The sequence below is a fragment of the Stenotrophomonas sp. NPDC077420 genome (genome assembly GCF_044543385.1).
Lineage (GTDB): Bacteria > Pseudomonadota > Gammaproteobacteria > Xanthomonadales > Xanthomonadaceae > Stenotrophomonas.
The window spans coordinates 21,964-33,853 of record NZ_JBITVZ010000013.1 but is presented as its reverse complement, the minus strand read 5'-3'; the positions used below and the strand labels follow the sequence as shown (position 1 = coordinate 33,853).

Sequence of the window (11,890 nt, the reverse complement as noted above, 5' to 3'; positions counted from 1 at the left end):
GGGGCCTTACAGGTTGGCGATGTCGCCCTTGGCGATGACCGGACCGGTCGGAATGCCCTGCGGCGCGCCGCTCGACGGTTCCAGCGTGATCGCCAGCACCGACCCGTTCACAAGGACATCACGCAACGCATCCGGCACGGCCACGGTATGGGCGCGGTTGATCGACACCAGGCCCAGCGAACGCGGCGCGCCGCCTGCCGGAATCAGCCACAGCTCCGGTGCGCGCCCGGCCGCATCGGCCGGTGCCGGCACCGGCACCATCAGCACCTTGCCCTGCGCCTTGTCCACCGACGCCAGCCAGCCGGGCGTGCCGTCGTCGTGCAGCAGCGGCGTGACCGGCTTGGTGGCCTGTTCCGGCTCGGCCGGGGTCGGCGTCGGGGTTGGGGTCACCGCGACCGGCGTGGTCGGCGCGGTCGGCGGCAGCACCTGGCGGTTGAACACCGCCACCAGCGCAATGGCGGCCGCCAGGGCAGTCATGCCCTGCCAGAACCCGGTGCGCTGCCACAGCTTCGGCGCGGCCGTCACCGCCGGCCAGCCCAGCTCGCTGCGGATACGCGGCCACAGGTGTGCCGGCACTGCCTCGCTGCCCAGTTCTTCCAGCAGCGGCGCAAGCCTGGCCTGCCATTGCTCGACCAGGCGCGCGAAGCCCGGGTCGGTGGCGATGCGCTGTTCAATCTGGCGCCGCTCGGCGGCGTCGTGCACGCCCAGCACGTACTCGCCGGCCAGCAGGTCGGCGCTGGGCGGCTGCCCGTCTTCGATGTCGTGAAGGTCGCGGATGTTCATCGTTCCAGGCACACCCGTAGTTGGCCCAGCCCGCGGCGGATCCAGCTCTTTACCGATCCCAGCGGCGAACCGATGCGGCGGGCCAGTTCCTCATAGCTGGCGCCGTGCAGGAACGCGCTGCGGATCAGCGAGCGGCGACGCGGTTCCAGGGTATCCAGGCAATCGTCCAGGCGCGCGCGGTCGGAGGCGTGCTCGGCCACCTGCCCCGGTTGCGGCGCGAAATCCGGAATTTCCTCGGCCACCGACAGGTCATCCAGCGCGCGCGGCGGCGCGGCGCGCAGCCGGTCGATCGCGCGGTTGCGCGCCATCATCGACAGCCAGGTCATGGCCGACGCCCGCGTGGCATCGAACTGGGTCGCTTTGCGCCAGACCGTGGTGAAGACATCCTGCAGGACCTCTTCGGCATCGCCGCGATCGCGCAGGGTGTGCAGGCAGATCGCGAACAGCCGGCCCGAGGCCAGCTGGTAAACAGACTCGAACGCCTGGCGGTCGCCGCCGGCCACCTGGACCAGGAGCCGGTCGAGGCGTGCGGACGCAGCGGTATCTGAAGCATCCAGCTCGGGCATCGCAGGCTCAACGTCGGCAGGGAGCGAACCTGCATGGTCGTTGCTCTGGCGATTGGCTGCAAGAGGGTCATCAGCTGTCGCATGTCTTCACCAGGGCCTGCCCCCGCGCCGTGGCAAGCTCTGCCGCGGTAGCGGCCACCGGCGGCGTTGGAAACTCCACGCGCACCTGTGGGTAGCGCCCGTTGTGGTCTCGCACGTTGCCGGTGCCGCTGAACTGCAGAAGGCGCTGGTCGGCGCTGGCATAGACGAGGGTCACCGCCGGCACCGCGAAGCCGAACCAGGCATCCAGTTTCATCTGCAGCTGCTGTGCCGGCTGGCCCTTCCAGGTGAGCGCGCCAGTGCGCTGCAGCTTCAACGGCACCAGCCTCTGGCGGCTGGGCAGCAGGAACTGGAACGCTACCGGCTGCCCTTCGAGCAGGTCTGCCCAATGGCGCCGCACGGCCGCGTCGAAACCGGCATCGACCACCGCGCCTGCGGGCACCTCCAGGCCGCGGCTGACCGGGGTGGCATCCGAAGTGGCGCGCACGTAGACCGTGCGCGCCGCGCCATTGCCGCGCACACCTTCCTGGTATCCGTCGCGCCCGTCTTCCAGCGCGAAATCCGGCGTCTGCGGACTGCCCTGCGGCGTCATCCACTTGCGCGCGAAGGGGCGGCCGTCCGCGCAGCGGTACAGCACCAGCCGCGACAACGCCTCGGGCGGCCCCTGCAGCCAGTGCGTCTCGCGATAGAGCAACGCGCCACCATCCGCAGCGAACGCGCGCCCTTCCTGTCGCTGCACGGCCTGGGCAGGCGCCAGCAACGGGCACAGCAGCAGAAGCAGTCCAGTCGAGCTGATGGGGAGGCGGCGCATGCCGGTTTCCATGAGAGGTTGCTGGAGAGATACGCGGCAAGTGGGCGCACGGATGCAGGCGCTCGCGTTGTTTTAGAAGCAGCCTCTCGAAAAGCGGATTTCATTACGCAATATTGATGCCGTGACAAGGGTTGCGTTTACGCGGCCAGATGTTGCGCAGCATGTGAGGCCACATGCCCGCATGCATGCAGAGCACCTTGCGGAGCTTTTTAATACCGCTTGACGGTACTACCGGATAGCGGTAGCATTCTTCCTCAAGAGATCTTCATGGCCATCGTCTCGTTCCGCTGCGTTGCTACCCGCGGCCTGTTTGTGGGTAAGCGGATCAGGCACTTCCAGGCCGTTCAGCGTGTCGCGATGCGAAAGCTGGTCATGCTCGATGCCGCCACCCGGCTTGAAGACCTCAAGGTGCCGCCTGCCAATCGTCTCGAGCGACTGCACGGCGACCGAGCTGGGCAATGCAGCATTCGCATCAACGACCAGTACCGGATCTGCTTCATCTGGACGGACGTTGGTCCGGCGGATGTTGAGATATGCGATTACCACTGAGGACTGCCGCCATGCGTTCCATCCCCTACCCGCATCCTGGTGAGATCCTTCAGGAAGAATTCCTGGCCCCGTTCGGCCTGACCCAGTATCGGCTCGCCAAGTCGATCGGCGTCAAACAAACGCGTATCAGCGAGATCATCGCCGGCCGTCGGGGCGTCACGGCCGACACGGCACTGCGGCTCGCGCGGTTCTTCGGTACCAGCGAGGGTTTCTGGATGAACCTGCAGATGTCGTACGACGCAGCCAAGGCGCGCGACGAGTTGGCCGACGTTCTGGCTCGCATCGAACCGTATCAGCCCGCCGCCTGATCCAAAACCTGCCCTCCCCTTGACCGCCGGCGCAACTCGGCCTACCTTGTGCTTGCCGAAGGTATCCATCTCTTCATGCCGATGAAGGGATGGGTTTAAACGGGAATCCGGTGACGGTGCGTTGCGCACCCATTCCGGAGCTGCCCCGCAGCGGTGAGTGGAAACGAAACCTGCCAACAGCACTGGGCCTAGCGCCTGGGAAGCGGCAGGAAGTAGGTGGGCCCCGTGCCCGTGTCCATCAGCCCGAATACCGGCCCCGGCCGGAGGACACGACCGTCCTCTGATTCGACCTGGAACGTCCGCGGGGAGGTTGCCGGGGCCTGCCGCCATGTCTTCTGCGTGGCGCTGCCCCCGTGCGTCCGCTTCGCGGCATCCGGTTCGCCCGCGGGGGCGAAGGTCGCTGGCGGGGCGGCACGGCAGCAATGGCGTGGTGGCCACGCAGTTCCTTCGTTCCTCAATGCCTACGCAATGAGGACACGTTCCATGACCACTGTTACCAACCTGGGTTTCCCCCGCATCGGCGCCAAACGCGAGCTCAAGCGCGCGCTGGAAGCGTTCTGGTCCGGCCAGAGCAGCGCGGAATCGCTGCAGGACACCGCCGCCAGCCTGCGGACCACGCACTGGCAGCTGCAGCGCGAGGCCGGCGTGGATGTACCGCCCAGCAACGACTTCAGCCTGTACGACCAGGTGCTGGATGCCGCCTTCCTGTTCGACGCCATTCCCGCCCGCTACCGCGCGCTGGCCGATGCCGATCCGCTTACCGGCTACTTCGCGATGGCGCGCGGCCTGCAGCGCGATGGCATCGACCTGCACGCGCTGGAAATGACCAAGTGGTTCGATACCAACTACCACTACCTGGTGCCCGAGCTGCAGGCCGGCCAGGGCTTCGCGCTGCGCGGTGACAAGCCACTGGCCGAATACCGCCAGGCCAAGGCACTGGGCATCGAGACCCGCCCGGTGCTGATCGGCCCGGTCACCTTCCTGCTGCTGTCCAAGACCACCGACGGCAGCCCGGCGCTGGACCTGCTGGACGCCCTGCTGCCGGTGTACGTGCAGCTGCTGGGTGAACTGCAGGCTGCCGGCGCGCAGTGGGTCCAGCTGGATGAGCCGGCACTGGTGCAGGACCTCAGCCCGGAAGCCCGCGCCGCGTTTGAACACGCATACGCCGTGCTGGCCAACGCCGCCCGCCCGCAGGTGCTGGTGGCCACCTACTTCGGCGCCCTGGACGACAACCTGGCACTGGCCGCCTCGCTGCCGGTCGATGGCCTGCACGTGGACCTGGTGCGTGCTCCCGAGCAGCTGGACGCGGTGATCAAGGCCCTGCCGGCGGGCCGCGTGCTGTCGGCCGGCCTGGTCAATGGCCGCAATATCTGGCGCACCCATCTGGACAATGCACTGGTGCTGGCCCGCTATGCACATGGCCAGCTGGGCAGCGACTGCCTGTGGCTGTCCCCATCCTGTTCGCTGCTGCACAGCCCGGTGGACCTGGCCCACGAAAGGAAGCTGGACGACGAGCTGAAGGGCTGGCTGGCCTTCTCCAGGCAGAAGCTGGAAGAACTGCGCGTGCTGGCCGATGCCATCGACGCCCCGGCCCGCGCCGAGGCACCGCTGGCCCTGTCGCGCGAGCGCATTGAATCGCGCCGACGCTCCGCCCGCGTGCACAACCCTGCCGTCGCCGCGCGCCTGGCCGCGCTGACCCCGGCCGATGCGCAGCGCCACAGCCGCTATCCGCAGCGCCACCTGGCCCAGGCCGCGGCGCTGAAGCTGCCCCGCTTCCCGACCACCACCATCGGCTCGTTCCCGCAGACGCTGGAGGTGCGCGAAGCGCGCGCACGCAACAAGTCCGGCACCCTCTCCGATGCCGACTACGATGCCTTCCTGGCTACCCAGACCGAACACTGCGTGCGCATCCAGGAACAGATCGGGCTGGACGTGCTGGTGCACGGCGAGTTCGAGCGCAATGACATGGTGGAGTACTTCGGCGAGCAGCTGGACGGGTTCGCCTTCACCAAGAACGGCTGGGTGCAGAGCTACGGCTCGCGCTGCGTGAAGCCGCCGGTGATCTACGGCGACGTGACCCGCCCGCAGCCGATGACCGTGCGCTGGTCGCAGTACGCGCAGTCGCTCACCGACCGCCCGATGAAGGGCATGCTGACCGGCCCGGTGACGGTGCTGCAGTGGTCGTTCGTGCGCGACGACCAGGCGCGTGCCGATACCTGCCGGCAGATCGCCCTGGCCCTGCGCGATGAAGTACTGGACCTGGAAGCGGCCGGCATCGGCGTGATCCAGATCGACGAGCCGGCCATCCGCGAAGGCCTGCCGCTGCGTCGCGCGCAGTGGCGCGAGTACCTGGACTGGGCGGTGGAAGCGTTCCGGATCAGCGCCAGCGGCGTGCGCGATGCCACCCAGATCCACACCCACATGTGCTACTCCGAGTTCAACGACATCATCCACTCGGTGGCAGCAATGGACGCCGATGTGATCTCGATCGAGACCTCGCGCTCGCGCATGGAACTGCTGGATGCCTTCGTGCGCTTCCAGTACCCCAACGAAATCGGGCCGGGCGTGTACGACATCCACTCGCCGCGTGTGCCGGACAAGGAAGAGATGCTCTCCCTGCTGCGCAAGGCCGCCGAGGTGCTTCGCCCCGAGCAGATCTGGGTGAACCCGGACTGCGGCCTGAAGACCCGCGGCTGGCCGGAGACGCGGGCCGCGCTGGAAGCGCTGGTAGCGGCGGCGCACCAGCTGCGCGCCGAGACCGCCGACGCCAACGCCGCCTGATCTTTCCACTGTTGCACAAGGACCCCGCTGCCGCCGTTGCCGGCAGCGGGGTCAATGGATTTCCGCATGACCGATTTCAACCGCCCCACCCTCACCCTGCCCGGCGGCCACGACAAGCTGCTGCTGCATTCGTGCTGTGCGCCCTGCTCCGGGGAGGTGATGGAAGCCATTACCGCCTCAGGCATCGACTACACCATCTTCTTCTACAACCCCAATATCCACCCGGCGCGGGAATACGAGCTGCGCAAGCAGGAGAACATCCGCTTCGCCGAGCAGCACGGCGTTCCCTTCATCGACGCCGACTACGACACCGACAACTGGTTCGCCCGCGCCCGCGGGATGGAGAACGAGCCCGAGCGCGGCATCCGTTGCACCATGTGCTTCGACATGCGCTTCGTGCGTACCGCGCTGTACGCGCATGAGCATGGCTTTCCGGTGATCAGCAGTTCGCTGGGCATCTCGCGCTGGAAGGACATGAACCAGATCAACGACTGCGGCCACCGTGCCGCCGCGCACTACCCCGGCATCCAGTACTGGGACTACAACTGGCGCAAGGGCGGTGGCGCCGCGCGCATGGTGGAGATCAGCAAGCGCGAGCAGTTCTACCAGCAGGAATACTGCGGCTGCGTGTATTCATTGCGCGACGCCAACCGCCACCGGCGCGAGAACAACCGTGAGCGGATCAAGATCGGCCTGTTGTATTACGGCCAGGACAACGACACGCCCAAGGGCGATTGACGTACGCACGAGGGGCCGCCACGCTGGTTGCCCCTCTTCCGTTGCGCTGGACCTGCCATGACCCCGCTGCCCGCCGATGTCGCCCTGCTGGTAATCGACCTGCAGCCGGACTTCATGCCCGGCGGCGCCTTGGCCTGCGAAGACGGCGATGCGCTGGTGGCGCCGATTGCCGCCCTGCTGGCGGAGCGCCGCTACCGCACGGTAGTGGCGACCCAGGACTGGCACCCGGCCGACCACGCATCCTTCGCCAGCCAGCATCCGGGCAAGCTTCCGTTCGAGACCATCCTGCTGCACGCGCAGCCGCAGACCTTGTGGCCGGACCACTGTGTGCAGGGCAGCGAGGGCGCCGTGCTGCACCCGGGCGTGGACTGGACCGTGGCCGACCTGGTCCTGCGCAAGGGCACCCGCCGCGAGGTGGACTCCTATAGTGCGTTCCGCGAGAACCATGGGCCCGACGGCACCCGCCCCGCCACCGGGCTGGCCGGCTGGCTGCACGAGCGCGGCATCCGCGAGGTGCATGTGTGCGGATTGGCGCGCGATTACTGCGTGCTGTGGAGCGCGCAGGACGCGGCAAAGGCGGGTTTCCGGGTGAAGTTCCATTGGGAGCTGACCCGGCCCGTGACCGAAGCCAACGACGGAATGGCGCGCGAGGCGCTGGCCAAGGCCAGGATCGCAGTGATCTAACGTACGGGACTGGCACTCCACCGAATGAACGAAGCCGCTGACCCCGCCACGGTCGGGACCATCGGGTCAGGATCCGGTAGGTCACGACCGTTGGTCGTGACGCCCATCATCGTTCCAAACCCACTGCCCCTCGCGCTTGAATCCGCCACGCAGACAATGTCCGCTCTCGGCCGGCAATGGACATCGCATGATCGACTGAGTTCGATCCGCGAAGTCGGTTCGAATTGAGCGAATTGTCAGTCGACGTCGTCGCTGGATTCGGTTGACTCGCTCGTGGCTTTCCAAATGACCGCTTTTACCAGCCACCCCACGAGCACCCCCGCCAGTGCAATCGCACCAAAGATGGGCGAGGCCATCAGTGCAATGCCAAAGATCCAGGGCCATGTGTCTGATCCGGCAAGGCCGGTAATCGCCAGACCTGCAAACGCGCCTACGAAAAGCACGCAGGCCAGAATCAGGATGCCACGCACCTTGAAGAACAGCGCCGCGATGAATCCGAAGCCACCGAAGTACGGCCAGAGGTCTGTAATCATCAGTCGTCCAACTCCCTGTCAGATGGGCCCTTGGGGGCCAATTGGCTGTGCCTGCCCCAACCCCGGGCTGGGGTCCGCTTTTGTGCCAAGGCGACTCTAGCACCGGTCCGACCGCACCGCCCGTGCCTCGGCTCGGGTCAGCGCGGCCAAGGGCCATCCCACGAAAGGCAACGACTGCTCCGGTACTTTTCCGCCTTCGACCAAGCCAATTCAACGCGTCGGCGTCCCCGGCCACGCCACGACCCGGGTGATACCGGCGCGCCCCCAGCCATGAATGCCGCCCCCCACCCCAATGACCTTGAACCCGGTAGGTCACGACCGTTGGTCGTGACACCCGTCAACGTTCCAGAACCATCCACACTCGCGCTTGAATCCGCCAAGCAGAGAAGCTCCGCGCTCGGCCAGGAGCGGACGCTCGGGAATCGCAGAGCTGCCCCTTTCCCGTCAAGTCTCTCCAGCAACTAGAGCCTAACGAATCGGCACACTCGCTTAAACGCGGTCCTCGCCCGATCCAAACTCATACGCACCGCAAGCACCTTGGCGTAGGGCTTCCCCAATGAAAGCTGATTCAAGAATGGGAACCGCATTTGGCCCAAGCTCAAGCAGTCCGATTCTGCGTCCATCACTATCGACGGTCGGCCGAACCCTTCAAACACTTCGTTACCATGCCTGGTCGTCCATGATCGGGTTGCACTTCATCATGCGAGATGTAGCCTTGAGCAGGCGTAAGCCAAGCTACCGCCATGCCGCAGGGCAACCGTCCACTTTCGACCAGAAGCGGATGTCAGGGCCGGGCGATGAATGATGGTGCGTGCCCAGTCTCAAGTAATGAATCAATGGCTTCCTGTTGCCAGCCTTCCTGTCCCAGCCATTGGGCAAGTGCTTCAGCGGTATCAAAGACGGGACTCACCGGAGTGCCCTCAGTGACGTTCTCATAGAGTTGAAAAGCCGTACGCGATGCAGGATCTGCGTTGTAGAGCAGCTCGTGGTGACTACCCACGATGTAGTCGCCGTACTCATCCAGCGGATGCTCGAACCCAGGGGGAACTCTCACAACTTCACGCCCCATGATGCCTCCATGATGGAACTGCAAACCAAAATTCCCAAATCCTGAAAGGGATTGCCATGGGCCGGAAGCGGACATTAGCACGGGCGAACGACCCCGTCAGGGCGAGGCGTCCGCATCCTGCCGATGGCGGACCACTGATCGCCCCATCCACGCAGTTCACCCGGGAGTACGCGAGGGCCTTCGGGTTACCGCCCTCCCTGGATGCGGCGCGGATGGTGGCGAGCCGACGCGGTCTGAGGGCGTAGTCCCCCAACCCTGCTACCTGGGGCGGCCCATCGCCTGCTCCAATCCGCCAACCGCCAGTCGCGCGGACTGCAGAAGGCGTGCGTGGTCGTGCCCTCTACGCGCATTCGTGGACAGCCCCATCATCACCGTGGTCATGTAGTCCATCACCCGGTCGGCGGCCTCTGGGTGCCGAGCCGCGACGAAGTCACGGATCGCCGCTTCAGCGCCGACCAGGAACACCATGGCTGCCTGCCTGGCGCCCTCGTCGATGGATTGCACCCCTTCAATGACCATGCACCCGGACGCGCCCGCCTTGCCGGCATAGCGGCATGCGGCTTCCTCAAGCACGGCGGCCAGGCAGTCGATGACGGGCCGTGCCGGATCCAGCAGCTGCTGCAGCGGAATGGCCCCGTCACATGCATACCGGTCGAGCACGCGGCCAAACAGCTCCGCCTTGCTGCCAAAGGCGGCGTAGAAGCTGGGCGGGTTGATCCCCAAGGTGCCGGTGATGTCCGCCACGCTTACATCGTCATAGCTGCGCGCATGGAACAGCTGCTGCGCGGTGGCCACCGCAGCGTCGGGGTCGAACGCCCGGGGGCGACCGCGGGGTCGCGATTTTTTTGTATCGCCCACTATTAAATTCCTTGACAGCTGCCGAGCGCGGTTTCTATAGTGGATGCTACATTAATGACATAGGCGTGTCCAACAATGGCTTTTGAGAACAAGAAGGTGCTGGTACTGGGCGGAAGCCGCGGTATTGGCGCCGCGATCGTGCGCCGCTTCGCGGCCGACGGGGCGTCAGTGACGTTCACCTACAGCGGGTCCCCGGATGCGGCGCATGCGCTGGCCGCCGAAACCGGCGCGACGGCCGAAAAGACCGACAGCGCGGACCGTGACGCGGTGATCGCCCGCGTACGCGACACCGGTCCGCTGGACGTGCTGGTGGTGAACTCGGGCATCGCGATCTTCGGTGATGCGCTGGAGCAGGATCCAGATGCCGTGGATCGCCTGCTGCGCATCAACGTGCACGCGCCCTACCACGCCTCCGTCGAGGCAGCGCGCACGATGGGCGACGGTGGCCGCATCATCGTGATCGGCTCGGTGAACGGCGACAGGATGCCGGTGCCGGGCATGGCGTCCTACGCGGTGAGCAAGTCCGCGTTGCAGGGGCTGGCACGCGGCCTGGCACGGGACTTCGGGCCGCGCGGCATCACGATCAATATTGTCCAGCCCGGCCCCATCGATACGGATGCCAATCCGGAGGACGGCCCCATGAAGGAGTTGATGCACAGTTTCATGGCGATCAAGCGTCACGGTCGCCCGGAGGAAGTGGCGGGCATGGTGGCCTGGCTGGCCGGGCCGGAGGCAAGCTTCGTGACTGGCGCGATGCATACGATTGATGGTGCGTTTGGGGCTTGATGTGCGCACGGGCCCGGACGGGGCGATGCCGTCCGGGCAGTGGCCTTACCTGCTGGTCGGCGAGAAGTTCTGGGCTCCGCGCGTCTTTCGCCACTGGATCCACGCGATCGCGGCGACGAAGAAGACGCTGCACAGGTAACTTCCTTCCGGCCCTTGCGCGCCACCGCTCAGGGGGTCGAGGCCCTGAGGGCGCAGCGCCACCAGCAGCGCCGGCAAGTGCGCATCGATGCCGGTGACGGGCAGATCGAAGCCGGTCGCGAGCAACCAGTTCCACCCCGCGTGCCAGCCCATCACGCCCCAGATATTGCCGGTCCGCAGCACCCAGGCGCAGGCGAACAGCGAGAACAGGAACGTGCCGAGCATGACCCGGGGCGGCTGGTGAGGACTGAAATGCAGGAAGCAGAAAACGAGCGACGCCAGCAGCACTGCCACCGCGATATTGGTCTTGCGCGCCACCACCGACAGCATCCAGCCGCGGAAGATGACTTCCTCCACGCTCGCCTGGAACATGAAACTCAATAGCAGCAGACCGATGTGCAGCAGACTGACGGGCGACCGCCAGGCCGGCCCCAAGCCCGCCGCCTGCATGCCGCCAGCCATCCAGATCGCGACTGTGACCAGCGCGATCGTGCCGAATCCAACGGCCATTCCGCGCAGGAAGGTTTTCAGCGGCGCCGGACCGGTCAGCCCGATGCTCGCCAGCGAGCGCCCTTCGACGAAGCGCACCCACACAAGCACCGCCCCCAGGGTCGGCGCGAAACCGATCCACAGCAGCGCATGCAAGCCAGCGAGGCCGATCGGATCGCCGCTCGGCGTCGACCAATGCTGCGACTGCATCCACCCGTCCAGCGCGATCACGGGTACCGCGTTGAACAGGATCATCAGGATCGGCGTCAGCCAGGCCCAGGGCAGCCAGCCGCGCGCCGGATCGGGCGAATACAGGGCAACGGGGGTCATGCGGAGCTCCAGGTCGACGTGATCGCCGCTGCAAGTTGTCATCCGCGCGGGGGCGTGGCAACCCGTCTGCGACCAAGCCACAGAAGCCGCCGATGAATCACCCGGATCGCCGACGAAATAGCGCTGAGTTGATGCCCGTGGTGTTCGCTTTGGGTGGCGGTTTCAATCGTGATCGGCTCAGTGAACGGCGACAGGATGCCGGTGCCGGGCATGGTGGCCTGGCTGGCCGGGCCGGAGGCAAGCTTCGTGTCCGGCGCGATGCATACGATTGATGGTGCGTTTGGGGCTTGATGTGCGAACGCGGTTGGCGATGTGCACTGAGTCGTAATGAGCAGACGCTGCGGCATTGCCAGATGGCGCTTGGGGTGCCAAGCGCAGCATATGGGCCTGCGACGAACATCACTTGCCACTCCCCCGTGTCCGCTTTC

Annotated in this window: 13 protein-coding genes, 2 pseudogenes and 1 riboswitch; of the genes and pseudogenes, 8 read left to right on the top strand and 7 right to left on the bottom strand. The window is 66.2% G+C overall.

What is annotated here, in order from left to right; genetic code table 11:
* Positions 1 to 6: 6 nt before the first annotated feature.
* The 3 genes from ACIGII_RS13395 to ACIGII_RS13385 all read right to left on the bottom strand — a co-directional run bounded on the left by ACIGII_RS13395 (position 7) and on the right by ACIGII_RS13385 (position 2,199).
* Positions 7 to 783 carry an anti-sigma factor domain-containing protein gene (locus ACIGII_RS13395; RefSeq protein WP_399638803.1) on the bottom strand — a complete coding sequence of 259 codons (777 nt, stop codon included), beginning with the start codon at positions 781 to 783 and terminating at the stop codon, positions 7 to 9.
* A complete protein-coding gene (locus ACIGII_RS13390; protein ID WP_399638801.1) occupies positions 780 to 1,349 on the bottom strand; it encodes a sigma-70 family RNA polymerase sigma factor in 570 nt (189 codons plus the stop codon). The genes ACIGII_RS13395 and ACIGII_RS13390 overlap by 4 nt, the downstream gene beginning before the upstream one ends.
* A gap of 70 nt (positions 1,350 to 1,419) precedes the next feature.
* Positions 1,420 to 2,199: a hypothetical protein gene (locus tag ACIGII_RS13385; RefSeq protein WP_399638799.1), complete on the bottom strand. Its 780-nt coding sequence runs from the start codon at positions 2,197 to 2,199 to the stop codon at positions 1,420 to 1,422.
* Between the two features lie 267 nt (positions 2,200 to 2,466).
* Here ACIGII_RS13385 and ACIGII_RS13380 point away from each other — a divergent pair, with 267 nt between their 5' ends.
* The 5 genes from ACIGII_RS13380 (at position 2,467) to pncA (ending at position 7,259) form a co-directional block, all read left to right on the top strand.
* Positions 2,467 to 2,748, top strand: a complete 282-nt coding sequence (locus tag ACIGII_RS13380; RefSeq protein WP_249833529.1) for a type II toxin-antitoxin system RelE/ParE family toxin — start codon at positions 2,467 to 2,469, stop codon at positions 2,746 to 2,748.
* Between the two features lie 11 nt (positions 2,749 to 2,759).
* Positions 2,760 to 3,056, top strand: a complete 297-nt coding sequence (locus tag ACIGII_RS13375; RefSeq protein ID WP_399638798.1) for a HigA family addiction module antitoxin — start codon at positions 2,760 to 2,762, stop codon at positions 3,054 to 3,056.
* A 42-nt stretch (positions 3,057 to 3,098) separates the two neighbouring features.
* Positions 3,099 to 3,330, top strand: a riboswitch (cobalamin riboswitch).
* A gap of 209 nt (positions 3,331 to 3,539) precedes the next feature.
* Positions 3,540 to 5,837: a 5-methyltetrahydropteroyltriglutamate--homocysteine S-methyltransferase gene (gene metE, locus ACIGII_RS13370; protein ID WP_399638796.1), complete on the top strand. Its 2,298-nt coding sequence runs from the start codon at positions 3,540 to 3,542 to the stop codon at positions 5,835 to 5,837.
* Positions 5,838 to 5,903: 66 nt separating this feature from the next.
* On the top strand, positions 5,904 to 6,575 hold the full coding sequence (locus ACIGII_RS13365) for an epoxyqueuosine reductase QueH (protein ID WP_399638794.1): 672 nt from the start codon (positions 5,904 to 5,906) through the stop codon (positions 6,573 to 6,575).
* Between the two features lie 57 nt (positions 6,576 to 6,632).
* A complete protein-coding gene (gene pncA / locus ACIGII_RS13360) occupies positions 6,633 to 7,259 on the top strand; it encodes a bifunctional nicotinamidase/pyrazinamidase (RefSeq protein ID WP_399638793.1) in 627 nt (208 codons plus the stop codon).
* 236 nt (positions 7,260 to 7,495) lie between these two features.
* Here the strand turns inward: pncA and ACIGII_RS13355 are convergent, their stop codons facing one another.
* Positions 7,496 to 7,792 carry a hypothetical protein gene (locus ACIGII_RS13355; RefSeq protein ID WP_399638792.1) on the bottom strand — a complete coding sequence of 99 codons (297 nt, stop codon included), beginning with the start codon at positions 7,790 to 7,792 and terminating at the stop codon, positions 7,496 to 7,498.
* Positions 7,793 to 8,576: 784 nt separating this feature from the next.
* Entirely contained in the window at positions 8,577 to 8,861 is a 285-nt protein-coding gene (locus ACIGII_RS13350) for a hypothetical protein (protein ID WP_399638791.1), read from the bottom strand.
* A 146-nt stretch (positions 8,862 to 9,007) separates the two neighbouring features.
* Here ACIGII_RS13350 and ACIGII_RS13345 point away from each other — a divergent pair.
* Positions 9,008 to 9,106 (top strand): annotated as a pseudogene (locus tag ACIGII_RS13345) (AraC family transcriptional regulator); the annotation flags it as partial.
* A gap of 13 nt (positions 9,107 to 9,119) precedes the next feature.
* Here ACIGII_RS13345 and ACIGII_RS13340 read toward each other — a convergent pair.
* Positions 9,120 to 9,719, bottom strand: a complete 600-nt coding sequence (locus ACIGII_RS13340) for a TetR/AcrR family transcriptional regulator (protein ID WP_399638789.1) — start codon at positions 9,717 to 9,719, stop codon at positions 9,120 to 9,122.
* A gap of 75 nt (positions 9,720 to 9,794) precedes the next feature.
* Here ACIGII_RS13340 and bdcA point away from each other — a divergent pair, with 75 nt between their 5' ends.
* Entirely contained in the window at positions 9,795 to 10,505 is a 711-nt protein-coding gene (gene bdcA, locus ACIGII_RS13335) for an SDR family oxidoreductase (protein ID WP_399638788.1), read from the top strand.
* A gap of 45 nt (positions 10,506 to 10,550) precedes the next feature.
* On the opposite strand, the gene ACIGII_RS13330 is transcribed toward bdcA, so the two are convergent.
* On the bottom strand, positions 10,551 to 11,462 hold the full coding sequence (locus ACIGII_RS13330) for a CPBP family intramembrane glutamic endopeptidase (RefSeq protein ID WP_399638786.1): 912 nt from the start codon (positions 11,460 to 11,462) through the stop codon (positions 10,551 to 10,553).
* A gap of 201 nt (positions 11,463 to 11,663) precedes the next feature.
* Here ACIGII_RS13330 and ACIGII_RS13325 point away from each other — a divergent pair.
* A pseudogene (locus ACIGII_RS13325) lies at positions 11,664 to 11,753 on the top strand (oxidoreductase); the annotation flags it as partial.
* Positions 11,754 to 11,890: the final 137 nt, after the last annotated feature.

Excerpts from the sequence above, each read along its gene's own strand:
- ACIGII_RS13365 (WP_399638794.1), top strand. The coding sequence starts at position 5,904 with ATGACCGATTTCAACCGCCCCACCCTCACCCTGCCCGGCGGCCACGAC.
- ACIGII_RS13385 (WP_399638799.1), bottom strand. The coding sequence starts at position 2,199 with ATGCGCCGCCTCCCCATCAGCTCGACTGGACTGCTTCTGCTGCTGTGC.
- ACIGII_RS13390 (WP_399638801.1), bottom strand. The coding sequence starts at position 1,349 with ATGCCCGAGCTGGATGCTTCAGATACCGCTGCGTCCGCACGCCTCGAC.
- pncA (WP_399638793.1), top strand. The coding sequence starts at position 6,633 with ATGACCCCGCTGCCCGCCGATGTCGCCCTGCTGGTAATCGACCTGCAG.
- metE (WP_399638796.1), top strand. The coding sequence starts at position 3,540 with ATGACCACTGTTACCAACCTGGGTTTCCCCCGCATCGGCGCCAAACGC.
- ACIGII_RS13350 (WP_399638791.1), bottom strand. The coding sequence starts at position 8,861 with ATGGGGCGTGAAGTTGTGAGAGTTCCCCCTGGGTTCGAGCATCCGCTG.
- ACIGII_RS13355 (WP_399638792.1), bottom strand. The coding sequence starts at position 7,792 with ATGATTACAGACCTCTGGCCGTACTTCGGTGGCTTCGGATTCATCGCG.
- ACIGII_RS13380 (WP_249833529.1), top strand. The coding sequence starts at position 2,467 with ATGGCCATCGTCTCGTTCCGCTGCGTTGCTACCCGCGGCCTGTTTGTG.
- ACIGII_RS13395 (WP_399638803.1), bottom strand. The coding sequence starts at position 783 with ATGAACATCCGCGACCTTCACGACATCGAAGACGGGCAGCCGCCCAGC.
- ACIGII_RS13375 (WP_399638798.1), top strand. The coding sequence starts at position 2,760 with ATGCGTTCCATCCCCTACCCGCATCCTGGTGAGATCCTTCAGGAAGAA.
- ACIGII_RS13330 (WP_399638786.1), bottom strand. The coding sequence starts at position 11,462 with ATGACCCCCGTTGCCCTGTATTCGCCCGATCCGGCGCGCGGCTGGCTG.
- bdcA (WP_399638788.1), top strand. The coding sequence starts at position 9,795 with ATGGCTTTTGAGAACAAGAAGGTGCTGGTACTGGGCGGAAGCCGCGGT.